Source organism: Filomicrobium insigne (genome assembly GCF_900104305.1).
GTDB lineage: Bacteria > Pseudomonadota > Alphaproteobacteria > Rhizobiales > Hyphomicrobiaceae > Filomicrobium > Filomicrobium insigne.
The window spans coordinates 1-25,114 of the sequence record NZ_FNJC01000006.1 but is presented as its reverse complement, the minus strand read 5'-3'; the positions used below and the strand labels follow the sequence as shown (position 1 = coordinate 25,114).

Below are 25,114 nucleotides of genomic sequence, written 5' to 3'. Positions count from 1 at the left end.
GAGGTTAGGCCAGCGCTCCTCTGGGCTTGAGCACTTCAGCGCTTATGTGTTCAGGACGGACACCCAATCCGATGAGACGGCCTGCTAGACGCCGCAGAAGCGGTGTTGAGGAAATGAGCCGCAGAGGGAGCGGCGGATATTCGGATAGTTCACCTGCAAGCAACGGCGTCAGGAGCCTGTTATGAGCAGCGGCTTGTAGGGTTTGAGTTACCCTCGTCGGCCACATGCGACGCTTTTGGACCGCAGCCAAATTCTCGCTGTGGACGTTCCGCCGGCTAAGCCGATCGAACAGAATGTTTGCCGTAGCCACTGCGTCCTGGACCGCGAGGTTGATCCCCACGCCACCAATGGGCGACATCGCGTGAGCCGCGTCTCCTATGCAGAGCAGCCCTTTCGTCCACCAGGTTTCGAGGCGATCGAGGCGCACATTGAGAAGCTTCACATCGTTCCAGTCGGCAAGTCCGTCGATTCGGTCAGCTGCAAAGGGTAAGAGCTCGCGTAAGCTCGCGTGGAACTCGTGCAGTCCTTTGCTTTTGAGTTCGTCGAAGCTGCCCTTCGCGATGATATATGCGCATTGCCAATAGTCTCCGCGGTCGAGCAGTACGGCCATGTGGGGGGGATCAAACTTCGCCATAGTCTGGGAAGGATCACTCGTGTGACGGGGAACGCGAAACCATAGAACGTCTATGGGAGCGCCAAGGTCTCGAACGTTCAATCCTGCGCTTTCGCGAAGAAGGGAGCCGCGTCCATCCGCGGCGATCACCAGATCGGCATGGAACGTTTGGTCCCCGTTAGGAGTGCGTGCTCGCACGCCTACGATATTATCTCCCTCGCGAATGAGACTTATCGCTTCCGTTTGCATATGAAGTTCGAAGCCAGGATAGCGATGCCCCTTCTCAGCGAGGAAATTCAGAAAATCCCATTGCGGCATGAGAGCGATATAAGGGCAGGCAACGGGGAGCTTTGAAAAATCAGCGACGGGCAAAAATTGGTCGGCGTAGTCCGCTCCGATCTCGGATACCTTTTGATGAGGGAGTGCCAGGAATTCTTCGAGCCAGCCAAGTTCTTTGATCACTTGCAGTGTCGAGGGATGAATTGTGTCTCCGCGGAAGTCGCGGAGAAAGTCGCTATGCTTTTCCAGCACAATGACGTCGAGCCCAGCGCGCGCAAGCACGACCCCGAGGACCATCCCGGCGGGACCACCACCAACAATACAGCAATGGGCTTGTCGTGAATCGGCCATGGAATGCCTCTGTTGGCTCCAGGTTTACGACAGTTCGCCTACTGAACGCGCAATCTCAAATGCTGTAATTGCGCCAAGAGCCGGCCGCGCTTTTCTGCGGCAATCCTCAAACGTAGAGTCGTTTCACCGTTGTCGTCGACGGTGCGTTCAAGGATCTCGCTGTTGTCATGCAGCCAGCTCAGCAGTTTTCCTTCGCGGGCAGGCACGACGAGTGTCAGATAGGTATCGTCGGCCCCGAGGCGCGTATCGATGGCGGCGAGTAAATCCTCAATGCCTTCACCAGTTTGCGCGGAAACAAGGGCAGGTCGGTTTTCCTGGCGCTGGGCCGTTGCTTCCGTTACGCCGCGCACATCAGATGGTAGGAGATCGATCTTGTTCCAGACCTCAAGAATAGGCCGGTCGGTTGGCGTGAGATCAATGTCGAGATCGGCAAGAACGCGTTCTACGTCTTGACGCTGAAGTTCGCTTTCCGCGTGGCTGATGTCGCGCACGTGCAGGATGAGATCCGCTTCGATGACTTCTTCCAGCGTAGCGCGGAATGCGGCGACGAGACTTGTAGGTAGATCGGAAATGAAGCCGACCGTATCCGACAAAATGATCTGCCGTCCGCTTGCCAACCGAACTTCGCGCATTGTCGGATCGAGCGTCGCGAAGACCTGATCCTTGGCCAACACGGATGCGCCGGTGATCCGATTGAAAAGGGTCGATTTGCCTGCGTTCGTATAACCAACGATCGCAACAATCGGATAAGGAACTTTGCGCCGGCCTTTCCGATGAAGGGCACGTGTCTTGACGACTTGGTTCAATTCTCGACGGATGGCGTCGATGCGTGTCTGCAGCATGCGCCGGTCGAGTTCGATCTGGGCTTCACCTGGACCGCCGAGAAAGCTCGCGCCGCCTCCACCGCCACCACGTTGGCGTTCAAGGTGGGTCCATGCGCGAACGAGCCGGCCCTTCTGGTAGGACAGATGCGCCAGTTCGACCTGAAGGCGGCCTTCTCGGGTTCGCGCACGAGCGCCGAAGATCTCGAGGATGAGGCCGGTTCGGTCGAGGACTTTAATATTCCAAGCGCGTTCGAGATTGCGCTGCTGAACCGGACTGATGGCATGATCGATGACCGCGAGGGTTATTTCCGATTCAGCGATCAGTTCGCGAAGCTCTTCGACCTTGCCCGAGCCGAAGAGCGTAGCCGGGCGTGGGGTCGCGACAGGGACGATCAGGGTTTCCCTGACATCCAGATCAATGGCTTCAGCGAGCCCACGTGCTTCCGTCGCACGTTCTTCCGGTGAGTGTACGGAGTTTTGTGATGTGTCCGTGCGGACAGACACGTCCGTCCCCGTTCTGCGGGTTGGCAGAACGGGGACAAGAACGATGGCGCTCGGGCGATCCGAACCTGTTTTACGCAGCAACAGCGGCGCCTTCGTTGGCGGCGTCGCCATTGGGTCGGCAGGCTTGTATGTGCGATCGTCTATGGGGACCTACCCGGTCGTTGTCTCAGTGGATTCTACATCCATCAAATGTACTGGCTGGCCCGGCATGATGGTTGAAATAGCGTGTTTGTAGACAAGCTGGGAATGACCATCGCGGCGCAACAACACGCAAAAATTGTCGAACCAAGTGACGATGCCTTGTAGCTTTACGCCGTTGATAAGGAAAATTGTCAATGGAGTTTTGTTCTTACGTACGTAATTCAGGAATGTGTCCTGAAGGCTTTGGACTCGCTCTGCCGGCATAGTTTTTCTTTCCGCCTTTTCTCGTCTTTTGGATCGGGCTGAAAAAAGCGCCCGTCGTGACGTGCTTGTGCACGGAGCTACTGTACCTCAGGTATTTGATAAATTCAGCAGCGACCTCGCATGTTCTTGCTCGTTGAGTGAACTTAGGGCGCGAATGCCTGGTTTTCGAGCTTTGAGGGAACATAACCGACCGGAGAATGCTCAGCTACACGGGCAAAACTTCGGCGCAGTTGTCGGCACAAGGGACCGGGTGTCCCCGATGAGATCCTTTGTCCATCGATCATAATGACGGGCATTACGGTATTGGTCGCTGATGTTATGAAAGCCTCGGCAGCATCCAACGCTTCGGCGACGGTGAAGGGGCTCTCTTCGACAACGAGGCCAAGTGAGGCTGCCGTATCCATTACGGTTCGACGCGTGATGCCGGGCAGGATGGTGTTGTCCAGCGGGCGCGTTAGTAATCGGCCGCTACGGTCGACGATCCATGCGTTACTTGAAGCGCCTTCGGTGATGAGACCTTCTGCATCAACGAACCAAGCCTCACTCGCTGATTGTGCATGGGCTTGTTGCTTTGCCAGACAGGCCGGGAGCAACATAACTGTTTTGATGTCGCAACGCTTCCAGCGCGTTTCGGGCATGGTGATAATGTGAATGCCTGTTTCCGCTCGTTGATCGACTTGAGCTGGGATCGTTGCACGCGCCAGACAGACGAGCGTTGGGGGGACCGGGGGATCCGGGAAAAGAAAGTCGCGAGGGCTTTCTCCGCGGCTCACCTGCAAATAGACCAAGCCATTGCGCACGCGATTGCGGCGTATGGTTTGCCCCATAACATGGCACAGGGCGGGTTCACTCATTGGTGGGGAGATGGAGAGTTCAGATAGCGAGCGCCACAATCGGGTCAAATGTCGAGTTGCATCGACTAAGGAGTTATCGCTGACTTCGATGACTTCATAAACAGCATCGGCAAGCTGGAAACCTCGATCTTCGACGTGAACCTTGGCGTCGTGGTAGGGCAGGTAGCGGCCGTTGACGTAGATGATACGGGTCATTGCAGCACTCAACTTTACGCATTCGCGCGGACCTTATAGCCGCTCGAGCGGGTTCTCAGTCTCAGAAGTAGTCGGGGCTGACACGGAACATCTGTTCGACTTCGCGAACATAGTCGGCGCCGGCAAACAGTACGACCCGATCTTTGACCTCCAATTCGAGTGCGCCGTTGGGTTTTATGACCTCACCATCGCGCAAAACGGCACCAATACGCACACCCTCCGATATCGGAGCATCTCGCAGCGGATGATGCAAGATGGGAGCCGTTTCGAGGACTTCGGCTTCGATGATTTCGCCTGTCCCGTTATGAATGGAATGAACACCGCGGATGCGTCCCCGACGCACGTACTGGAGAATGCGGCTTACCGTAGTCGCACGGGGATCAATCTGCGCGTCGATGCCGAGACTGCGGATCATGCCTGAATAGTCGGCACTGTTGACCAAGCAAAGGCTTGACTTGCATCCGAGCTGCTTTGCCAACGCCGAAGTAAGCAGATTGATCTGATCGTCATTTGTCACGGCGACGAGCGTGTCGGCGGATGTGATGTCGGCTTCTCGCAGCATGTCTTCACTCAAGGAGGAGCCATGAAGGACGACAGCACGGTCGAGTTGTTCGGCGATCTCGAAAGCGCGCTCACGTTGTTTTTCGATGACTTTGACGCGAAGGTTGGGATCGCGCGTTTCTATTGAGTGGGCAAGGTAGAAACCAATGTTGCCACCTCCTGCGATAACGACACGTCGGGCTTGACGTTCCTCGTGCCCAAATATCTTGAGGATGCGGGCAATCTGTTCGGTTGGGGCGATTAGGTAGACCTCGTCGCCTTCCTCAATCTGGTCTTGCCCACGCGGTGTAAAGAGTTTGCCGTCGCGTGCGAGAGCGACTGTGATGGCGGGCAGGTCGGGGAAGAGTTCCGTCAGCTGCTTCAGCGGAGTATCTACGACAGGGCAGTCGGGGCCGCAGAAGATGCCGGCCATTGTCACTTTACCGTCGGCAAACGTTGCCGTTTCAAACGCACCGGGCAGCTCAAGGCGGCGGAGGATCGTATTGCCGACCTCGATCTCAGGCGAAATGATGTGGTCGATGCCCATGGATTCTCGGGCGAATAGGCGAGACCATTGCTTCTCGAGATACGTCTGCGCGCGTACACGAGCGATCTTGGTCGGGATGTCGAAAAGAGTGTGCGCGACTTGGCAGGCGACCATGTTGACTTCGTCATGCAGGGTGACGGCGATCAGCATGTCCGCGTCATTGGCACCAGCGCGCTCCAGGACATCGGGGTGCGCGGCATTGCCGGCGATGGCACTTACCTCGAGCGCTTCGTTGGCGCGCTCAACGAGTTTCGGGCTGGCATCGATGATGGAAACATCGTTACCCTCGACAGATAGCCGCTCGGCGATGCCGGAGCCTACCTGACCTGCTCCGCAGATAATAACTTTCATGGTGCTCCATGGCCGCCCCGAGCGGGGCAGCTCAACCGGCTGTTACCGCGATGCGAATATTCATCGACACGGCGAAGATCAGCCAGATTGAGGCGCTGCGGTCAACTCCTCTTTGCGGCCTGGGTTTCACGTCAGCTGGCGCGCGCTTCACTGCTCCGCTGGTCGGAGGATACGCCCAGCGCGCGCAGTTTGCGGTGTAGAGCGGACCTTTCCATGCCAACAAACTCGGCCGTTCGTGAAATGTTGCCGCCAAACCGGTTAATTTGGGCTAGCAGATATTCACGTTCGAAGATCTCGCGGGCCTCACGCAGCGGCAAAGACATTAGGTGCTCAGCGCCGCCATTAACGGGTAGGGGCACGTTAGAGCCAATTTCTTCCGGCAGCATATCGGAGGTAATCACGGTGTTCGGGTCCCCGCCGGCGAGGATCATGAGACGCTCAATGTTGTTTCTCAGTTCGCGAACGTTCCCGGGCCAGTCATGGGCCTGGAGAACCGCAATGGCGTCTTCACCAATGCGCCGTGGCGCAAGGCCGGAGGCCTGCGCGAGCTGGGCGATAAAATAGTTGATCAGCTCGGGAATGTCGTCGCGGCGCTCGGCGAGACTTGGCACGCGGAGCGGCACGACGCTCAAGCGATGATAAAGGTCTTCACGGAACCGCCCCTCGCGCATTTCGAGGTCGAGATCGCGGCTCGTCGACGAGATAATGCGAACGTCTACGGCAACTTTCTGTGAGCCGCCCAAACGGAGGAATTTCTGTTCCACGAGAACGCGCAGTACCTTGCCCTGGGTTTCGAGCGGCATATCGGCAACTTCATCGATATACAGCGTGCCGCCGTGTGCTTCTTCGAGAGCACCGACCTTGCGTGGGCCGCCGACGCGGTCCTCCGTGCCGAACAGTTCTTCTTCGACGCGTTCGGGTGCCATGGCCGCTGCGTTGAGGACGACGAACGGGCCTTCCGCACGGTGCGACTTCATATGAATGACGCGCGCTGAAAGTTCTTTGCCGGTCCCGGACGCGCCACGGATCATGATGCGACTGTTGGTGGGCGCGACTTTTTCAAGCTGATTGCGCAGCTGATTTACGGCCACCGATTTGCCGATCATTTCGGCTGACACTGTGGAGCGTTCGCGGAGTTCCTTGACCTCGCGGCGAAGCTGATACGCTTCCAGCGCTCGTAAGGTGACGAGGATCAGGCGGTCTGCCTTAAACGGTTTTTCGATGTAGTCGTAGGCACCGCGCTTGATGGCAGTGACCGCGGTTTCAATATTGCCATGGCCGGAAATGATCACCACGGGCAGTTCCGGATAAGTGCGCTTGATGATGGAAAGAACTTCGAGGCCATCGAGACGGCTACCTTGTAGCCAAATGTCGAGGATGATCAGTTGTGGACGGCGCTCTTCAATGGAGCGCAGGGCCTCGTCGCTGTCACGTGCAACGCGGGTTGCGTGACCTTCGTCTTCGAGGATTCCAGCAATCAATTCGCGAATGTCGGCTTCATCGTCGACGATCAGAATATCAGCAGGCATCGGTGGCTCCTTAGTGTCGCAGGGGACGTGTTTGCGGTTCAGCCGCTTGTCGTCGCCGGGGATTCTGTTTGATCGGTTGTATTGGGGGATCCGCCGCTTTCGGCGGTTTTATGAGGGCTCTCCTGGAGCGGTAGCGTTATGCGGACGACGGCGCCTGTGGTGTCTTCTCCGGTTACGCATGCGGCATCCTCGAGTGTCAGGGTGCCACCATGCTGTTCAGTGATTTTCTGCACCATAGCGAGGCCGAGTCCCGTGCCTTTGTGGCCCTTCGTCGTGACGTAGGGCTCCAACAAACGCGTGCGGTTCTGGCGTGGCAACCCGGTACCGTTGTCGATCACCTCGATGTGGACGCGATCACTTTCGGGGCGCACGCGCGTCGTTACGCGGCCATGCCAGTCGGCAGGTTTGTCACCTGACTGAGCAGCGGTTTCAATGGCCTCGGTTGCGTTCTTCACGAGGTTGGTGACGGCCTGAGAGATCAGCCTTCGGTCCAGCAAACTAGAGATTGGAGCGCGTGGGATTTCCAGCGGGTACTCGATGTTGGGATGCGCCTCCCGGAACAAGAGAACGGCCTCCTGGACGGCATCCCGTACGTCCGTAGGGTTCATTTCGGGTTTAGGCATCCGGGCGAAAGCTGCGAATTCGTCGACCATCCCTTTGATGTGACCGGCTTGACGTTCGATTGTTTCCGTCAGCTTGTTGAAGGTCTCACGGTCACCCTCAATACGTTCTCCGTACTTACGGCGAAGACGCTCGGCCGACAGTTGTATGGGCGTTAGTGGGTTTTTGATCTCATGGGCAATGCGGCGGGCTACATCAGCCCAAGCGCTCGTGCGCTGGGCGACAACGAGTTCGGTTACATCGTCGAACGTGACGACAGAGCCGACGTCCTGGTCTCCGGCCTTTTCATGAGTGATCCTGACTGCATATGTGCGTTCTTCGCCCTCAACGACGGTTGAGATCTGCTCCTGCGGTCGCGCTTTGAGATTAGGTTCGTTGGACTTCTCCAGGACCTGTGCGAGTTCAGGCAAGGCGACGGTGAATGGTTTGCCGACAAGGTCATCTTGTTCGACACCAAGGAGTTCGCAGGCGGAGCGCGAAACCAGGGTAATGCGGTCTTGGCTGTCCAGGCCGATGACGCCGGCGGATACGCCTGAAAGAACGGCCTCCATAAAGCGGCGGCGGATTTCGAGTTGTTCGTTGGCCGTGACAAGCGCGTCGCGTTGATGTTTGAGTTCGCGCGTCATGGTGTTGAAGGTTTGAGACAGACGCCGCAGATCCCCTTCGCCGCGCTTTTCAGGCAGAGCGACTTGTAGGTTCCCCGTTGAGACTTCCTGGGCCGCTGCAATCAAACGTCGGATGGGCGCGACGAAGCGTCCGGCGAACCACATGCCCGCCCAGATAGCAGCAAGCAGCGCTGTCATGGAGATCGTCAAGTACATCAAACCGTGCGCCCATTTGAGGCCGCCGCGGGCGCGACGCAACGCCGTGTATTCGGCGGCATTGCGCTCCGTTTGGTCGAGATGGCGCAGGACGGTCGGGCTGATGCCGCGGCTGACGTAGAGATATTTTCCGGGGAACGCATCGAGCTTTGCTATCGCTGAGATGCGGTGATCGCGCATCGATACGGAGAGTGGAATTTGCCCTGCCTCAGCTTCGTGGATGGCCGCAGGGGTGGGTAATGTGAATGGTAGTTTCTGGTCTTCCAGGGCTGTCAGTTCGCGTTTTCCGGCATTGTCGATGAGGAATGCTGACGGCAGGTCTCGCAGGGCGGCCTGGGACAGGATGACTTCTTTCAGCCTTTTTGGATCCTTCGAGACTTCATCAGCTGCCGCGTTGACGTCGCGGGTCATGTTGACGATGTCGGTGCGAATGACCTGGCTGTGTTCAGCGACGTACGTGCGGGCGACATCCACTGAGTTGTCGATGATTGCGCGAACGCGGTCCGAGAACCAGTTGTCTAGCGAGCGGGCGAAACTCACAGTCGCCGCGATGGCGAGAAGGATCGCAGGCAACGCGGCGATCAGAGAGAACAGTCCGACGATCCGGATGTGCAGGCGGGCTCCTGCCACCTTTTCGCGCCATGCCCGCACGAGCCCGCTGATTTGCGAGGCTACGATGATGATCATCGCAATGATCAGACTGACGTTCAGAAATAGCGCGCCAACGACAACCTCAGGGCGCGGTACAATGGGTGTGAGGCCGGTCAGGATAAGAAAGGTCAGAAGCGCGGATATCAGCGATAGGACAACCGTGACCAAGCCGACTCTGACCATCAGCTTACCAGGGTCGAGACCGGGTTGTTCATCGTCACCGACCTGGTTCAGGATTGTGCGGAGCCGCATCGCAACAAGCTGGGTGTGCTTGTTGAGCCATGCAGCAGCACTATGCGTACGGGTCCTGAGCGTTTCAACAATTGAGGGCATTACGTCTCGTTTCCCGCACGGATTAGCTCCGGGCGTCCTGGATTCCACATACGGCGCGATCAATTCTGCCGACTGGTACGCAACACTGGCGCGTGTCAGTCACAAGTAGGTCTAAAACTGTGACATTCTCGCGACGGAAGCGAGCCTAAAAGCAGTATCCACGCAACAAGTGTGGCAGGAAACGGGCGATGAGCGGCAAAAAATATTGTTACCTCGGGCTGTTTTCCTCAGACAAGATCAAGGCTGAGGAGAACGGAAGACCTTGATATCAAGCATTTTTATGCGGGCCCTCAGCGTGTTCCGGTTAAGTCCTAAGAGTTCGGCTGCACGGATCTGATTGCCACGGGTTGCGGCGAGGGCGGCGGAGAGCAGTGGGCGTTCGACCTCGCGGATCACGCGGTCATAGAGGCCTGCGGGTGGCAAGTCGCCTCCAAAGCCCGAAAAATAACCCTGCAGATATCGCTCGGTTAGTTCGCCCAGGCTCGCCGGGTCATCGACGTCCCCCGTCGACTGCGGCAGTACTGTTGCAAGCTCCTGATCAATAACTTCAGCGGACAACGTGTCCTGCGTGTAAAGAGCGACAAGGCGTCGGACGAAGTTTTCGAGTTCGCGAACGTTGCCGGGCCAGGGATGGAGCCGCAGGCGCTCGATGGCTGCGCTTTCGATGGCGCGTTGGCCAAGTCCCTCCCGCGCCGCTTGGCGGAGGAAGTGGCGGACAAGGTCGCCGATATCTTCGACGCGCTCGCGCAGTGGCGGCAGCCGTAAGGGTACAACATTGAGCCGATAATAGAGGTCTTCGCGGAAGAGACCCTGTTGGATCTGGGTGCGCAGCTCGCGGTGTGTGGCGGCGACAATGCGAACGTTGGTGCGGATAGGTGTGCGGCCGCCGACTGTCGTGTACTCGCCTTGCTGGAGCACGCGGAGAAGACGGGTCTGAGCTTCGAGCGGCATATCGCCGATCTCGTCGAGGAAGAGCGTTCCCCCTTCAGCCTGTTCAAAGCGGCCTTGCGTGCGCACCTGTGCGCCGGTGAAGGCGCCCTTCTCGTGACCGAATAATTCGCTTTCGATCAGTTCGCGTGGAATGGCGGCCATGTTCAACGCGACGAACGGGCCTTGGCGCCGTCGGCCGAAGTCATGGAGGACGCGTGCGACAAGTTCCTTACCTGTCCCGCTCTCGCCGGTGATCATAACGGTGAGGTCGGTCTGCGTGAGACGCGCCAACACACGGTAGATCTCCTGCATCGCCGGCGAGCGGCCGATCAGAGGGAGTTCATCGCCCTCACCCTCGGCTGCTGTGCGTGCTGGCTTGCGCGCCGGTTCATGCAGTGCACGGCCGACGATGGCTACGACTTCGTTGATATCGAAGGGCTTGGGCAAATATTCGAAGGCGCCCTTCTCGGCTGCTGTCAGAGCGGTCATCAGCGTATTCTGGGCGCTCATGACAATTATCGGCAGATCCGGCCGGACTTTCTTAACTCTTGGAATCAAGTCGAAAGCGTTTTCGTCGGGCATCACGACGTCGGTGATGACAACGTCGCCCTCGCCCTGAGATACCCAGCGCCACAGCGTGGCAGCATTGCCAGTGGCGCGCGGTGAATATCCTGCACGAGCGAGGGCCTGATTAAGGACGGTGCGGATCGCCGTGTCGTCGTCTGCGATGAGGATCGTACCTCGAGCCATGCTTTGCCTTTCTCTTGCTGTCAGCCAGGTTTGCCTAATCGCGGCTGGTCGTGGGTGGGCAGCAGAATGCGGAAGATTGTTCGGTTGGGTTCGCTGTCACATTCGATGACGCCGCCGTGGTCACCGATAATCTTGGCGACGAGGGCGAGGCCGAGTCCGGTTCCTTGTGGCTTCGTCGTGACGAAGGGATCGAACAGGTGCGGCCTGAGATATTCGGGAACGCCAGGTCCGTTGTCCTCGATCTGAATCATCAGTGGCAGGGCGACGCGCGTTTCAGTGCCGGGGACCGAGAGGCGGACGCCGGGACGGTAAGCGGTTTGTATCGAGATGCGGCCGTGCTCGCGATCGCGTATGGCTTCGGCGGCGTTTTTGACGAGGTTGAGAAGCGCCTGGATCAGCGTATCGCGTTTGCCTGGTACGGGCGGAAGCGAAGGATCGTAGTCTTCGACGAAGGTGATGCCTTTAGCAAAGCCGTTTTCGGACAGGCGACGTACGTGGTCGAGTACGTCGTGGATGTTGATTGGTTCTTTGACTAGGGGGCGTTCGTCGCCAAACACTTCCATGCGGTCAACGAGTTTCCGGATGCGGTCAGTTTCGGCGCAGATGAGCTGGCTGAGTGCGCGGTCGGCGTCAGAGAGGTTTTGTTCCAGGAGCTGTGCCGCACCGCGAATTCCCGACAACGGATTCTTGATTTCGTGGGCCAGTACGGCAGCCATACCCGACACCGAGCGTGCCGCTGCGCGATGTGTGAGCTGGCGTTCAATCATGTGCGCCATGGAACGCTGCTGCAGCATAAGGACGACGGCGTCCGGCACCTCGATGATGGGCCCGCCGTAGACATCGACCAATTTGGGGCCGGAGAAGCGTGGGGTGACAACCTCGACTTCGTATTCGTTCAGAGTCGAGCCGGTCTCGCGCACTTGCTCAGCAAGCGCGATGAGCGGACAGCCAAAGCCGAGCAGATCATCCAGACGTACGCGACGTAGCATTGCTTCCGACGTCGAGAAAAAGGACTCAGCGGCGGAATTCGCGAAGATGAACTGGTTGTCGTGTGCAATGACAAAGATTGGATGTGGCAGCGCTGCCAGCAAGGCTTCCTGGGTCAGCGGATACCGTGCATTTATCTCGGCTGCTGAAGCAAGCTTGTTCGGACCCGGGCGCCGCTTGATGCGATAATCCGGCGCCAGCGTGAAGGCAGGCCGCGAGGGTGGTGGTTCTGCCGAGGGCGTTGAAAGGATCTGTGTTTCGACGGGTTTCAGCGTCGATGTGATGGGCGTGGACGTCGGCTTTGACGCTTCGGCTTCGGGCTTCACGGTTTTCGCTTTTGGTGCGGTTCCGGCTTTTGGCTTGCCCTGGGCTGCAGCGCTCTTTGCAGGCTTCTTCGTGGGAGCCTTGCGTTTTGATTTGCCGCCGGCGTTGTCGGACTTGTCGATCATGCGGCGACCTCGCCGGCGTGATCATAGAATTCAGCGAGCCCCTTTAAGACGCGAATGGGGTTGTCATCCGTGCACAAGCGCCGTCGCCAGGATTTCAGCTCGCTGGTTAATCGGCCGCTAGTCTCAAGATACCAGCCGATATGCTTGCGGCCATTGCGCAGGCCGAGTGCTTCGCCATAGTGGGCCAGCATCGCGGTTATGTGTTCACAGGCGATGCGTTTTTGTTCGGGCAGTGATGGCGGACCCATATCGCGTCCGGCGGCTAAGCTTCGTGCAATACGTCCGGGCTGCCAAGGAGCGCCATATCCTCCACGCCCGATCATGACGCCATCGGCGCCCGAGAGCTCCATGGCGGTTTTCGCGTCGTCCGGCGTCGTAATGTCGCCGTTGACAATGACGGGAATGCTGACGGCGGTTTTGACTTCGGCAACCCTGGCCCAGTTCGCCTTGCCCTTGAAAAACTGGCAGCGGGTGCGGCCGTGGACTGTGACGAGCTGTATTCCGGCGCTCTCGGCCTTGCGGGCGAGTTCGGGCGCGTTGATCGTGTCCTGATCCCAGCCCAAACGCATTTTGAGCGTGACGGGGACGTCGACAGCTTCGATGACAGCTTCGATGAGGCCCAGCGCGTGTTCTGGGTTCCGCATCAAGGCGCTGCCTGACAGCTTGCCTGTCACTTCGCGCGCCGGGCAGCCCATGTTGATATCGATAATCTCAGCGCCTAGATCGCAGGCAATTTTCGCGCCCTCGGACATCCAACGGGCTTCGCGTCCGGCCAACTGCACAACGAACGGCGTCAGCTCGGAGCCAGTTGCACGCCGCAGGACGTCAGAGCGCTGTGCGACAAGTTCGGAGCTGGCGACCATCTCGGATACGACCCAGCCTGCCCCTAAACGGTGGGCGAGCTGGCGGAACGGCAGATCCGTCACCCCTGACATTGGCGCGAGGAGTACGGCGTTTTCTGACGTATGTCGGCCGATAGTTAAGGGGCCGGCGGGTATCATGCTCATCCAGATTGGCCTACTTTTTGTGCATGTAATTTTTATGCCTTGGTATTGTGCAGATTAGGGCAGGCAGATTTCTTTCGCAAGTGCGTCATGCACGCTTTTGCCGGGGCAATTGCTGAAATCCCAGTCGGTAGGTATGAAGGCGCGTCTGGGCGCAGCAAAAAGGCTAAGACTTTGAAGGTTGCAGCATTGGTCGTCGCCGCGGGGCGGGGACATCGAGCCGGCGGGACGATCGGATCGCCGAAACAATATGCCTTGGTCGGCGGTGTTCCTGTTCTTCGGCGCTCTATTGATACGTTCGACGCTCATCCCCGAATCGATCTGCTCGCCGTCGTGATTCATCCTGACGATCAGGACTTGTATCTCGGCGCTACTCGGGATTGCTCGATGAAGTTGCGCGCTCCCATCGTCGGTGGCGACACACGTCAGCAATCTGTTCTTGCCGGGCTTGAAACCCTGGCCGGGGAACACCCCGACGTCGTGCTGATCCATGATGCCGCTAGACCGTTCGCCGATGCCAAGATCATTGATAGGGTTATTTCCGCGCTCGAAGCAGGAGCGAGGGGAGCGATTGCGGCGAGCGCTTTGGCTGATACGCTCAAGCACGTCGATGACAGAGGGCGCATAGGTGCCACTATTCCCCGCGAGGAGTTGTGGTGCGCACAGACTCCGCAGGGCTTCATCTTCGCTGAAATATTAGACGTCCATCGAAAGGCCGCGGCTTCGGGTGAAAACCGCTTTACCGACGATGCGTCCATTGCTGAGTGGGCGGGCCTGGATGTCGTTGTAGTTGAGGGTTCCAGCGCAAATCGAAAGCTGACAACGGCGGAGGATCTCATTCTGGCTGATCGACTTCTATCATCGAGAGATCGTGACCTTGTCCCGCACGTTGGAACGGGCTTCGACGTTCATCGCTTCGGCGACGGTGACCATGTTTGGCTGTGTGGGGTGCGCATTGAACATAGCCACAGTCTTGTTGGCCACTCGGACGCCGACGTTGGACTTCATGCTCTCACAGATGCGCTCCTTGGAGCCCTGGGTGATGGTGATATCGGCGCGCATTTCCCGCCAAGTGACATCCAGTGGAAAGGGGCGCGATCAAATATCTTTCTTGAGGATGCGGCGCGTCGGGCGCGTGAACGCGGGGGCCGTATCAGTAACGTTGACGTCACGTTGCTGGCAGAAACACCTAAGATCGGTCCGCATCGAGATGCGATGCGTGCGGCGATCGCTGCGATCCTCGAAATCGATATTCGGAATGTCGGCGTGAAGGCAACGACGATGGAGGGGCTTGGCTTTGTCGGTCGGGGCGAAGGTCTCGCGGCAATGGCAAGCGCCACGGTTCTGTTGCCGTATTAGGGGACTGGATGGCGGAGTGGCGTTGCCGGTTCGCCTCACTTCAGCATCCCATTGATTGATTTGCGCTTCGCAGAGTTGCCGCCCCCTACGATTTAGGTTCGATTGTGACGGGGTTTTGATTGCCCTGTGGAGAGAATCGCGCCATTAGGGGTTGTATGAACACAATCCGGCTTTTTGGGGGGCCCAGATGAATATGATGGCCGAAACCGTCGATCGTCCTGTCATGCAGGAGCCATCGATTAAGGAAATCGCCGATAGCACAGCTACGTCGTGTCTCGCAACGCGCGTGCGTCAGCTTTCGCGCATCGTGACGCGCGTCTATGACGATGCGATGCGGCCTTTGGGCATTACGGCGAGCCAATACACGTTGCTGGCGCAGTTGGCTGCACGCGATGGTATCACGGCCGTGGAGATCGGCCACGAACTCGACATCGAGAAATCAACACTGTCGCGCAACCTGAAGCGGCTACTGGCGCTGGGCCATATCGTTATGGATCCTCCGGCTGGACGTCGTGGCCGCGGATTGCATCTGACGCCAAAAGGTCAGGCTGTTTTGAGCGACGCCTATCCCATTTGGTCAGATGCTCAGCGACGGGCAACCAAGGCCATGGGCGCTGAGAGCCGCGATATCCTGGATGGGCTTCTGGTTCAGGCCGAACGGCTCGTGGCGGCCTAAGACTTGGTGAATGCTCGTCCGGGTTGGCGAGGTTTGGCAGTTGTGATTGCATAAGACGGCGTGCTTATCTGGCGCGCCGTTTTTTTCGTATCGCGTCGGGTAGGGCGATAATGGAGATCGGTTCTGTCCATGCTGAATGCCGTGATGATAAAGGATGCGGTTCGCCTGGTGGGCGAATTGCGCGCAGCAGATCTCAAAGTTGCCTCGGCGGAAAGCTGTACAGGCGGGCTCATCGCGGCTGCATTTACGAGCGTTGCCGGCTCGTCGGAAGTTTTTGAGCGCGGGTTCGTTACCTATTCCAACGAGGCGAAGAGCGAGTTGCTCGGTGTTAGTCCTGCACTCATCGCAACGCAGGGGGCGGTCAGTAGGGATGTGGCGCGTGCGATGGCCCTTGGTGGTCTGGACCATGCTCATGCGGATATCTGCGTTGCTGTGACGGGGATTGCGGGACCGGGAGGTGGTAGCGCCACGAAGCCAGTAGGGCTTGTTTATCTTGCGGCAGCACGAAGGAACCGTGAGTGTATCGTGGAAGAGAAGCGCTTCGGTGATGTCGGCCGTAATCAAGTGCGTGAACTAACCGTCGCAGCAGCTTTTGATCTCGTTCGCGGTATGATCGCTGATCCTGACGCCTGAGGGTAAAGGTCGGAGATTTAAGAAAATGGCTCTTGCTTGGTTTCGCGGTTTTAGAGGTTCAGCTATCGCTGGATGCTACGCAGCGGGGCTTTTTCTCGCTGGAACTGGCGTCGTCTTTGCTGCCGACTTCAGCGTGCGAGATATGACCGAGAGGCTTTTTGCGGCCGACGCAGGAACTCCGGTTGACTTTGCCGGGCATGATCTTTCGCAGCTTGATCTCGCAGGGCTAAATTTTAAGGCCGCGAAACTATCGGGAGCGGATCTGTTTGGAGCGGATCTGTCAGGCGCCGATCTCAGTGGCGTTGATCTGGTCAGGGCTCGTCTCGATCGTACTGTGATCATCTCCAGCCGATTTGTGCGCGCAAACCTTTCCGAGGCCAGTCTATTGCGGCCATCAACCTCAAATGAGCTTGTTCCTCGTGCTGGGGAGGCTGCAGATTTCACGGATGCGAATCTCACGAACGCGAAGCTGTTCGGGCGTTTTGACGGCGCGAGCTTCCGTGGGGCGAATATGTCAGGAGCAACTCTGGCACCATTCGGCCGGACAGGCTTTATCGAGAATATCTGGCGTAGCGATTTGCGGTCGGCCGACCTTTCGGGCGCCAACCTGACCGGTGCTAATCTCGGCCACGCGATGTTGGCCTTTGCGAAGCTGAGGGGAGCCAACTTGCGTGATGCACGATTGTGCGATGCGGATCTTTCCGGGGCCGATCTCAGTGGAGCCGATGTCGCGGGCGCTGACTTTACCGGCGCGATTTTAGATGGCGCCAAGCTCAATGACACGATTGGGTTGGCGCAGGCCATTGGGATGGCGAGAAAACGCGAATTGCAGTAGCCGCCGTCGTTCCGATGCGGATTGAGCGTTCATCCGCTCGCTGAAGCGGCAAGGCCGTATGGGCCGTACACTTTGCGGGCCCGCTCTTCAAAAGCTTTAGTGAATTTGCGAAATGCTTGATCGAATAACGCGCCCATCAGCATCTGCAGCATCATCGATTTGAATTCGTAGGTTATATAAAAATCTACGTCGCAGCCGTCAGGCGCGTCGTGAAAACTCCAGCGGTTTTCGAGGTGCTTGAAGGGGCCATGGAGGTATTTGACAAGGATGCGGTTCTCGTTGGGCTCCAGCAAAACCTGCGTCGTCATGTTCTCCCGGATCGCCTTGTAGCCGACGTCCATGCGAGCAACGAGCATCGTATGGTCGGGGTGTTCGTCCCGCCGCGTGATGGTGAGATTCTCACATAACGGAACGAACTGCGGATAGGTTTCGACGTCAGCGACCAGATCGAACATCTGCTTGGCTGTCCAGGACATGCGATGTCGAGTCGAGAAGCTGGGCATGGGCCTTCGTGAGCTTGTAAATTTGATTGGCTCAGTTTCGAGCCTATTCCGGTAACGATCCCGCCGTTCTTATCAGGGTGCAGGCGTTGGGCAACCGGCTGTTTGTCGCTGGTTGAGCGATTGCAGCTGAGCCTCGCGGGCAGCGCGTAGACGCGCGAAGTCCTCACCTGCGTGGTGGCTGGAACGCGTAAAGGGGCTTGCTGAAACGATCAGGAAGCCTTTCGTCAGAGCGATACGTTCATAACTGTGGAATTCTTCGGGGTGCACGTAACGTTTCACCTCTGCGTGCTTCAGCGTGGGCTGCAGATATTGGCCAATGGTGAGAAAGTCGACATTCGCAGAGCGTAGATCGTCCATGAGCTGTTGGACTTCTTCGCGTGTTTCACCCAGTCCCACCATGATCCCTGACTTCGTGAACATAGAGGGGTCGAGTTCTTTGACGCGTTGAAGGAGGCGCAAAGAGTGGAAGTACCGCGCGCCTGGACGGATACGTAAATAGAGGCTCGGGACTGTTTCCAGGTTGTGATTGAACACATCGGGTTTGGCTGCCACGACCGTTTCAAGTGCGCCATCCTTGCGCAGGAAATCCGGGGTAAGGATCTCGATTGTTGTGCTGGGTGTTGCCGCGCGAATAGCTTCGATGACGTGAGCGAAATGAAGGGCGCCGCCGTCAGGTAGATCGTCTCGGTCCACGGACGTGATGACGACGTGGCGTAGCCCCAAGCGCGCAACGGCATCGGCGACGCGTGCGGGTTCGTTCTTGTCGAGCGGTAAAGGAAGGCCGGTTTTCACGTTGCAGAATGCGCAGGCGCGCGTGCAGGTGTCGCCCATGATCATCATGGTAGCGTGACGGCTCGTCCAGCACTCACCAATATTGGGGCAGCCAGCTTCCTCGCAGACGGTATGCAGGTTGTGTTCGCGCACTATGGCGCGCGTCTTGACGAACGCGTCCGAACTGGGTGCCTTGATCCGGATCCATGACGGTTTGGGTAAGCGTTCCGTGTCAGGCCGGTGGGCCTTTTCCGGGTGGCGCGGGCGTTCCGGCGGCGAAACCTTGTCGATAACAGTAACCATGATGATCGGGGGCAAACCTATGTTGTGTGCTGTGACGCACTATTAGGTGGCTAAATAGGCCCTCCGATCAACCCCTCCGTCCGCCGTAGTCTCGTCCCCGTTTAGCGCGCAATCAGCCTTGCTAGAAGAACGACGATGATCGCACCAATGGTCGAGACCAGAATCTGCGTTCCGAACGGAACTTGACTGGTTACATCGGTGACCGAGGGTGGGAGAGCAATAACGCCCAACTGGACCAACAGTCCGCCAAGAAGCGCGCCCAGGATGCCGACGATCAAATTACGGATCAGGCCCCCGCCGCCGAGCAGGAGACCAGCCAACCAGCCTGCAATCAGGCCGTTGATCACCATGACAACCCATGGGTTGTCGAGATAGACGAGCGCGTCTTCCATGGTATCGCCCCAGTTAAATCGATTTTGTTTGAAGCAGGTTAGGCGATCAGGCGGGCCAGAAGTACGACGACGATAGCGCCGACCGTCGCTGTGATGATCTGGCTCAGTAGTGCACTGCGTATGCCGAGGCGGATACCCAGCGCGTCGAAGAGATACCCGCCAACGAAGGCGCCGATCACACCGGTGACGAGATATCGGATCAGCCCGCCCCCGCCGACGACAATAGAGGCAAGCCAACCGGCGAGGATGCCGATCAGGAGGAAGATTAGAAGTTGCTGTGTTCGGCGGTCCATTGCGCGATTATCCCGTTGCCAGTTGATCAATTGAAGTCCCGGCTCGTCCGAAGACTAACGCACAGATCTCATGAGTACGAGGGAACGCTGATCACGCCCCCCGTTCTGATTGCTTCAACCCGACGTAGACAACATGGTGACGCAGAGCCGCTTACACGTGGCAGCGCGCACCCAAATAACTATTGAGAAGCGAGTTATAGCGGTTCGCGAGTTCGCGATCTTTTGAGGAGACGCTGCGTCCGGCATTTACAGCTTCTACCTTGGACGGAATTCCGCGTGCGTCCATGCGGTTGAGTTCCGCACGAATGGATTTGCAGCTTTCACCCGCCGGTAACGCTCTCGCACCCGGATCGCCGTAGCCACTGCCACCCTCATTGGCGCAACCAGCAATCAGCATCGCTGCTGCGGCCACGACCAAAAATTTCATGAAACGCGTGTCTGCAGTAGACTTCGACACGTCTCCCTCCGATTCGAAAGTCCCGTAATTAATAGCGGTTTCATCACAGCCGCAGCCGGTTAGCAAGGGCTCGCGGCAACGATGTGTCCTTGTTGCACCACAGCAAGCGTGCTGCTGGCTCGTGGATGTGTTTTTTGCTGAACTTATTGAGATTGCCGACGCTCGGAAATCGCTCAATTCGGAGGCAAAATGCACATTGGCGGGCCAGGAATCCGGCCCGCCAATGTGATGCGATCAAAACCGATGCGTTGTTATTGAGCTGCAGCGGCAGCTTGCTGGGTGTTTGTTGCGGTCGTAGCTGCTTGCTTGGCTGGCGCCGCCGTCGCTCCGGCTGCCGGAGCTGGTGTCGCCGCGGCTGCGGTTGTCGGGGCGAGCTTCGAGCACTTCAATTGAAACTCGCTGTTCGCCTTATCCAACTCGGTCAGTTTCGCGAGTGCTGAGCGCTTGATATTCACCGTCGAGCTTTTGCCACTGGAAATCTTTTCAACCCGATCCGGGGTTCCTTCCTGGCGCAGCTCCTGGATCTTCGCCATGAGCTTCATGCACTCGGGGCTGATGCGATCACTCTCGGCAACTTTGGTTTCATTGCCGCCTAACGATCCGGTCGTCAGCAAACTGGTACCATCAGCGGCGCAACCACCGAGAGCTAGTGCGCTACCCAGCAGGAGTCCTAAAACGAGTTTGCCTTGATACATAGATCACCCCTAAGTCCCGTTATGTGTCACCGACTCCCCGTCGGACCGCTACAGCATCTGAAGCATGGCAGGTGAGTCGCCTCAAGGTTCAAAGCTACCTTGCGGTAGGCTTGCGTCGGATGATAGGTGGTAAAGTGTGGATAGGTGCGCGGCGTTGCGATTCAGACACTGAAGAGAGGAGTGCCGATCGGAGGGCTGAGCATGCTCATGGGCTCTTCGACTAAGGCCTTGATAGTTGCGAGCAATTCGGCGGCGACAGCGATCGGTATCGCGCGAACATCACATGTTAATGTGCAGTTGATTATCGACGCGCTGCGGATTTGGCCGTCAATTACTATTGGCCGGTGTTCCTTTGCCCCGAGGCTTAAGCTGAGCGCGCGTGGAGGTTCGACCACGGGTTCGAATGAGCGTACGCCATAGGCGCCGAGGTCAAGAATAACGGCGGCGGCACCTTCTAGTTCAGCTTGCTCCAAATTATTGGTGTGGGCGCGCTGCGTTAGGTCGATTACGGTTTCGGCAATCTCATCCAAAGTCAGCGTGTCGGCGTTACGTATGACCGGTGAGACTTGCAGTTCTGGAATAAGGACTGCGAAGGCGACGTCTGCTGTTTGATGATGCAGCAGCGCTTTTGGTGTCCACGTGACGTTCGCGGCTGGGATATCATAGAGCGCCAAGCCCAACGCCTTTGCGAAAACGACGCCAGGTGAAGTCGCGGCGGGCAGAGTGGCGAAATCTCCCGATTGACCGCTATGGACGCGTCGCAGGCGAGGCAAGCCATCCACGATGCAGTCAATCGTGAGGCGCGCGCACGGGATTTCCTGTGCCGCTCTTTCAAGCAAGGTGGCGCGCGTGGCCATATGTGGTGTCACGGGAGAGGAAGGAATCTCTCTGACTTTTGGCGGCGATGGTGCTGGACTCGCAAGTGAGGGCCTGATCTCGGCTTCCCACGCCGTCTCATTGGCGCTTGGCGACTTGTTATGTTCAACTTGACGCCTCTTCGGTGCGGGCTTTTCGCTTGGCGTGTCTTGGTTCGCTTTGAGCGCAGCTTCGACATCCCGGCTAACAATCCGGCCTCCAGGCCCTGAGCCGCACACCATGTCCAGATCAATGGCGTAGGTTTTTGCCAAGCTGCGCGCCCGGGGTGAAGCGAGATGCTTCGAGCAGCGCGAGTGAGTGTCTTGCGGTGGCTGCGTGGCCCTCTGTTCCCGTTGGGGGGCGGCTTGCCGTTTCGGTTCGGGAGAGGGTGTTCGCGTCTGTTGATTTTGAGGCTTGGTCGCACTGCGTCTCGGCGCATCGAGAGGTTGCCAAACTTCGTCAGTCGGCTCGCCGCTGCTCTCAACGCCGCTATCGTCGGGATCAAGAAGCGCCAGGGCAACGTTAGGCGGCATGCCCCACGTGTTCTCCGGCACCAAAATGCGCTTTATGCGGCCTGAGACAGTGGATTCGACCTCGATTGTCGCTTGTCCGGTGTCGATGTCGGCAATGATGTCACCAACAGCAATCTGCTGGCCGACGGACACGCGCCAGCGCATTAAGCGCGCGGGTGGCGTCCGTGGGGGTAGTGCCGGCAGCAGGATCTGGATGGGCATCGGTATCCCGGCTCAGAAACGGATGTATCAGTGCTCCGTGCGACCTTTTATCCGACCGGTCGTTCCTGGTTGGTCTGAATGAACGTGGCGGTCGAATGCATCATACATCTGGGCCAGCGCGTCGGAGCGGTTCATTTGGCCGTCCATCTCGACGGCATTGGCGACATGCTGAGCGACGTCGGCGAGGAGGCGGCCCCATTCGGATACATCATCATGGAATGTTTCGGGATCAAAGATAACGTGCAACGCCCCGTCAGCGACCCAGGCACGAAGGACCTCGATAGCTTCATCCGCCTCGACGACGCCGTCGGGTAGGTCGAGTTCCTCGGGGAGGTCGTCGTCGATATCCATTTGGGCAACTCCTCGGCGTATGTCGCCGCGCATCATTCAAACATGTCAGTCTTGGAACGTAGCAGACCATGCCGGGCTGCCGCGATCCATTGGACAATGATGCCTAACCCCGTTTCAAAATTTGCGCCAGTTGAACGGCACAAAGGGGCGGGAAGTCTTGAGGATATTGCCGTTGATAGCGTTGGAGGTGGCGCTTACAGGCGTCACCTTTACTCGCGGAGCACGATAATCCGGTCTGAGGGATGGGCGTAGCCCAGTACGCCGCGCGCAATCTCTTCGACGAGATCTGGGTGCGGCGGATTTTGATTGAGGAGTGCCACGTCGCGAGCCAGTGCCGACCTGGCGGCCTCGAGACTCTTGATCTCAAACTCCAACAGAGTGGAGCGATCGATCAATCTGGAGCGAGCCTCGAGACCGTGTCGGCCGTGGATCGCGTGGTGGGCGAAGTAAGCTGTGAAACTCAGGCAGGCAAGCAACACCGTAGCCTGCGACAGCTTAGGCCGCCTTACTTGGAAGGTGCGACGAGACACTTTGTTCGAACTCACAATACGCTGAAAAAGATTTGGAGTGGGAACCCCTTTGTCATAGCCTCCGCTGTCTTAAGAGCGTGTGAACAAGACCCAATTTTTTTGCAAATGCGCTCTGGGGTTAGGTGCAGATGATGATCTTCAAATGACAAGCCCCGCTCGTCGGAGCGACGCGCGGGGCTTTTGCTTGTTTCGAGCCTAATTTATGACAGCTTAACTCCGTCCAGCGCGGATTACGCTGCGGCCGGCGTATTGAGCTACGTCCCCAAGTTCTCCCTCAATCCGGATTAACTGATTATACTTCGCCAAGCGGTCTGAACGGCTGAGCGAGCCTGTCTTGATCTGACCTGCATTGGTCGCAACTGCGAGGTCGGCGATCGTTGAGTCTTCAGTTTCTCCGGACCTGTGGGAGATCACGGCCGTATATCCAGCGCGCTGGGCCATGGCGACCGCATCGAGTGTTTCTGTCAGGGACCCAATCTGATTAACCTTCACTAGAATGGAATTGGCGATACCTTTTTCGATTCCTTTGGAGAGCCGCTCGGTATTCGTGACGAATAGATCGTCGCCTACTAGTTGGCAGCGATTGCCAATCAATTCGGTCAGAGCTAACCAACCGTCCCAGTCGTCTTCACCCATTCCATCTTCGATCGAGATGATGGGATAGCGGTTGACGAGATCAGCGAGATATTGCGCCATTCCAGCGGAATCGAGCGTTTTGCCTTCGCCGGATAGGTTGTACTTGCCGCCTTTGTGGAATTCGGTTGCGGCGCAATCGAGCGCGAGCATGACATCCTCGCCCGGCTTGTAACCGGCCGCTTCAACGGACTTCATGATAAAGCTCAAAGCCTCGTCTGCGGACTTAAGGCCGGGGGCGAAGCCACCCTCGTCTCCGACGTTCGTGTTGTGACCGGCGGCACTCAAGTTTTTCTTTAGAGCGTGGAAAATTTCAGCTCCGGTCCTGATGGCGTCCGCGCATGACGGTGCGTTGACCGGCATGATCATGAATTCCTGAATATCGATCGGATTGTCCGCGTGTGCGCCACCGTTGACGATATTCATCATGGGAACGGGGAGAACATGGGCGGTGACCCCGCCAATGTAGCGATAAAGCGGTAATTCTGACGCGGTCGCTGCGGCGCGCGCTGTTGCCAGGGAGACGCCAAGAATGGCGTTCGCGCCGAGGCGGCTTTTGTTTGGCGTTCCGTCAATCGCTATCAACGCCGCGTCGATACCGCGTTGGTCTTCAGCATCCATGCCTACGAGCGCGTCGAAGATCTCTCCGTTCACAGCGTCAACGGCTTTGGTTACGCCTTTGCCATTAAAGCGTGAGGCATCTCCGTCTCGCAGTTCCACAGCTTCGTGTGCGCCCGTTGAAGCGCCCGAGGGTACTGCTGCGCGGCCCATCACTCCGTCTTCAAGAATGATGTCGACCTCAACGGTAGGATTGCCGCGGCTGTCGAGGATTTCGCGACCGATGATGTCGATAATTGCCGTCATTCTTGCTCCTTAATCGCCGTCTCGACGATGCGTCTGCCCAAGCAGGTTCAGTTCTTAAGCGTTAGTTTTGGGGAAATTCCCTCAACTCGAAGCGCATTCTTAGCCGAGGCGGTGCGTGTCGGGCTAGGGGCTTTTACGCCCGTCTTTTCGGACTCTCAGAGACCGTAGCTCTGCTGATCGCGCCAGAGTTAATCGGTCGTTTCGATAGGGATAACTGTATCGTATTCGCCACAGGCGTCTGATCCAAGCACCACAAGCGGTTCTTGATCCATATCGAATCGCCTATGCCTTCATCGGAAGCCGGTCTGCAGTAGAGTTTTTATGTTGAGTGGCCGGGGGCAAGTTCATAAACAGCAAAAGGCCTCGCGCGGGGAAAACCACATGACGGAAAAAATCAAAACAACGGCTCTCGGTCTTGTCGCCGGTGCCAGCTTACTGGCTCTTACAGCTTACACGGCGCCAGCTAGCGCTGCCGACCTCGGCGGTGACTGCTGCGCAGACCTTGAAGAGCGCGTTGCAGAACTTGAAGCAACGACGGCTCGTAAGGGCAACCGCAAGGTAAGCCTGGAAGTCTATGGCCAAGTCACGACCGCCGTGATGTGGTGGGACGATGGTTTTGAGGACAACGTCTACGTCGTTGATCCGCAGACCTCTAACACCCGTTTTGGGTTCCGCGGTAAAGCGGCGATCAA

The 25,114-nt window shown here is 57.8% G+C and carries 24 protein-coding genes and 1 pseudogene; 5 read left to right on the top strand and 20 right to left on the bottom strand.

Annotation, left to right across the window (positions count from 1 at the left end; translation table 11 throughout):
- Window positions 1-4 precede the first annotated feature (4 nt).
- From BLS30_RS17070 to dusB, 10 genes are all read right to left on the bottom strand, one after another.
- Window positions 5-1,243: an FAD-dependent oxidoreductase gene (locus BLS30_RS17070; protein ID WP_090230643.1), complete on the bottom strand. Its 1,239-nt coding sequence runs from the start codon at window positions 1,241-1,243 to the stop codon at window positions 5-7.
- 38 nt (window positions 1,244-1,281) lie between these two features.
- Window positions 1,282-2,682 carry a GTPase HflX gene (gene hflX, locus BLS30_RS17065; protein ID WP_082101151.1) on the bottom strand — a complete coding sequence of 467 codons (1,401 nt, stop codon included), beginning with the start codon at window positions 2,680-2,682 and terminating at the stop codon, window positions 1,282-1,284.
- A gap of 39 nt (window positions 2,683-2,721) precedes the next feature.
- Entirely contained in the window at window positions 2,722-2,976 is a 255-nt protein-coding gene (hfq, locus tag BLS30_RS17060; RefSeq protein WP_046478584.1) for an RNA chaperone Hfq, read from the bottom strand.
- 143 nt (window positions 2,977-3,119) lie between these two features.
- Complete coding sequence (locus BLS30_RS17055) at window positions 3,120-4,025, bottom strand: D-amino-acid transaminase (protein ID WP_090230640.1); 906 nt, start codon at window positions 4,023-4,025, stop codon at window positions 3,120-3,122.
- 61 nt (window positions 4,026-4,086) lie between these two features.
- Window positions 4,087-5,463 (bottom strand): Trk system potassium transporter TrkA, encoded by a 1,377-nt coding sequence (gene trkA / locus BLS30_RS17050; protein WP_046478586.1) that lies wholly within the window; start codon window positions 5,461-5,463, stop codon window positions 4,087-4,089.
- A gap of 131 nt (window positions 5,464-5,594) precedes the next feature.
- Window positions 5,595-6,992: a nitrogen assimilation response regulator NtrX gene (ntrX, locus tag BLS30_RS17045; protein ID WP_046478587.1), complete on the bottom strand. Its 1,398-nt coding sequence runs from the start codon at window positions 6,990-6,992 to the stop codon at window positions 5,595-5,597.
- A gap of 38 nt (window positions 6,993-7,030) precedes the next feature.
- Window positions 7,031-9,418, bottom strand: coding sequence for a sensor histidine kinase NtrY-like (locus tag BLS30_RS17040; protein ID WP_052743960.1), 2,388 nt, complete (start codon window positions 9,416-9,418; stop codon window positions 7,031-7,033).
- A 237-nt stretch (window positions 9,419-9,655) separates the two neighbouring features.
- Entirely contained in the window at window positions 9,656-11,098 is a 1,443-nt protein-coding gene (gene ntrC / locus BLS30_RS17035) for a nitrogen regulation protein NR(I) (protein ID WP_046478588.1), read from the bottom strand.
- A 20-nt stretch (window positions 11,099-11,118) separates the two neighbouring features.
- Entirely contained in the window at window positions 11,119-12,534 is a 1,416-nt protein-coding gene (locus BLS30_RS17030) for a two-component system sensor histidine kinase NtrB (protein WP_090230637.1), read from the bottom strand.
- Complete coding sequence (gene dusB / locus BLS30_RS17025; RefSeq protein WP_082101149.1) at window positions 12,531-13,541, bottom strand: tRNA dihydrouridine synthase DusB; 1,011 nt, start codon at window positions 13,539-13,541, stop codon at window positions 12,531-12,533. The genes BLS30_RS17030 and dusB overlap by 4 nt, the downstream gene beginning before the upstream one ends.
- Window positions 13,542-13,628: 87 nt before the next feature.
- On the opposite strand from dusB, the gene BLS30_RS17020 reads away from it, so the two are divergent.
- From BLS30_RS17020 to BLS30_RS17005, 4 genes are all read left to right on the top strand, one after another.
- The gene (locus tag BLS30_RS17020; protein WP_090230636.1) at window positions 13,629-14,897 is read left to right on the top strand and encodes a bifunctional 2-C-methyl-D-erythritol 4-phosphate cytidylyltransferase/2-C-methyl-D-erythritol 2,4-cyclodiphosphate synthase; all 1,269 of its coding nucleotides are present in this window, start codon (window positions 13,629-13,631) and stop codon (window positions 14,895-14,897) included.
- Window positions 14,898-15,084: 187 nt separating this feature from the next.
- Window positions 15,085-15,573, top strand: a complete 489-nt coding sequence (locus BLS30_RS17015; RefSeq protein ID WP_046478591.1) for a MarR family winged helix-turn-helix transcriptional regulator — start codon at window positions 15,085-15,087, stop codon at window positions 15,571-15,573.
- A gap of 129 nt (window positions 15,574-15,702) precedes the next feature.
- Window positions 15,703-16,206, top strand: coding sequence for a CinA family protein (locus tag BLS30_RS17010; protein ID WP_090230633.1), 504 nt, complete (start codon window positions 15,703-15,705; stop codon window positions 16,204-16,206).
- A 25-nt stretch (window positions 16,207-16,231) separates the two neighbouring features.
- Window positions 16,232-17,041 (top strand): pentapeptide repeat-containing protein, encoded by an 810-nt coding sequence (locus BLS30_RS17005; protein ID WP_090230630.1) that lies wholly within the window; start codon window positions 16,232-16,234, stop codon window positions 17,039-17,041.
- A 29-nt stretch (window positions 17,042-17,070) separates the two neighbouring features.
- Here BLS30_RS17005 and BLS30_RS17000 read toward each other — a convergent pair whose 3' ends face one another.
- The 10 genes from BLS30_RS17000 to eno all read right to left on the bottom strand — a co-directional run bounded on the left by BLS30_RS17000 (window position 17,071) and on the right by eno (window position 24,422).
- Window positions 17,071-17,544 (bottom strand): type II toxin-antitoxin system RatA family toxin, encoded by a 474-nt coding sequence (locus tag BLS30_RS17000; protein ID WP_046478594.1) that lies wholly within the window; start codon window positions 17,542-17,544, stop codon window positions 17,071-17,073.
- Between the two features lie 72 nt (window positions 17,545-17,616).
- Window positions 17,617-18,618: a lipoyl synthase gene (lipA, locus tag BLS30_RS16995; protein ID WP_090230627.1), complete on the bottom strand. Its 1,002-nt coding sequence runs from the start codon at window positions 18,616-18,618 to the stop codon at window positions 17,617-17,619.
- 101 nt (window positions 18,619-18,719) lie between these two features.
- Window positions 18,720-19,010: a hypothetical protein gene (locus BLS30_RS16990; RefSeq protein WP_046478597.1), complete on the bottom strand. Its 291-nt coding sequence runs from the start codon at window positions 19,008-19,010 to the stop codon at window positions 18,720-18,722.
- A gap of 38 nt (window positions 19,011-19,048) precedes the next feature.
- Window positions 19,049-19,303 (bottom strand): GlsB/YeaQ/YmgE family stress response membrane protein, encoded by a 255-nt coding sequence (locus tag BLS30_RS16985; RefSeq protein WP_090230625.1) that lies wholly within the window; start codon window positions 19,301-19,303, stop codon window positions 19,049-19,051.
- Window positions 19,304-19,454: 151 nt separating this feature from the next.
- On the bottom strand, window positions 19,455-19,760 hold the full coding sequence (locus tag BLS30_RS16980) for a hypothetical protein (RefSeq protein WP_244464921.1): 306 nt from the start codon (window positions 19,758-19,760) through the stop codon (window positions 19,455-19,457).
- A gap of 251 nt (window positions 19,761-20,011) precedes the next feature.
- Window positions 20,012-20,455, bottom strand: a complete 444-nt coding sequence (locus BLS30_RS16975; protein ID WP_046478600.1) for a hypothetical protein — start codon at window positions 20,453-20,455, stop codon at window positions 20,012-20,014.
- A 161-nt stretch (window positions 20,456-20,616) separates the two neighbouring features.
- Entirely contained in the window at window positions 20,617-22,044 is a 1,428-nt protein-coding gene (locus BLS30_RS16970) for a dihydrolipoamide acetyltransferase family protein (protein WP_090230622.1), read from the bottom strand.
- 27 nt (window positions 22,045-22,071) lie between these two features.
- Window positions 22,072-22,395 carry a DUF5076 domain-containing protein gene (locus BLS30_RS16965; protein WP_052743959.1) on the bottom strand — a complete coding sequence of 108 codons (324 nt, stop codon included), beginning with the start codon at window positions 22,393-22,395 and terminating at the stop codon, window positions 22,072-22,074.
- A gap of 209 nt (window positions 22,396-22,604) precedes the next feature.
- Window positions 22,605-22,925 (bottom strand): FtsB family cell division protein, encoded by a 321-nt coding sequence (locus tag BLS30_RS16960; RefSeq protein WP_244466773.1) that lies wholly within the window; start codon window positions 22,923-22,925, stop codon window positions 22,605-22,607.
- A 210-nt stretch (window positions 22,926-23,135) separates the two neighbouring features.
- On the bottom strand, window positions 23,136-24,422 hold the full coding sequence (eno, locus tag BLS30_RS16955; protein WP_090230620.1) for a phosphopyruvate hydratase: 1,287 nt from the start codon (window positions 24,420-24,422) through the stop codon (window positions 23,136-23,138).
- A gap of 381 nt (window positions 24,423-24,803) precedes the next feature.
- Between eno and BLS30_RS16950 the strand changes: the two are divergent.
- Window positions 24,804-25,114 (top strand): annotated as a pseudogene (locus tag BLS30_RS16950) (porin); the annotation flags it as partial.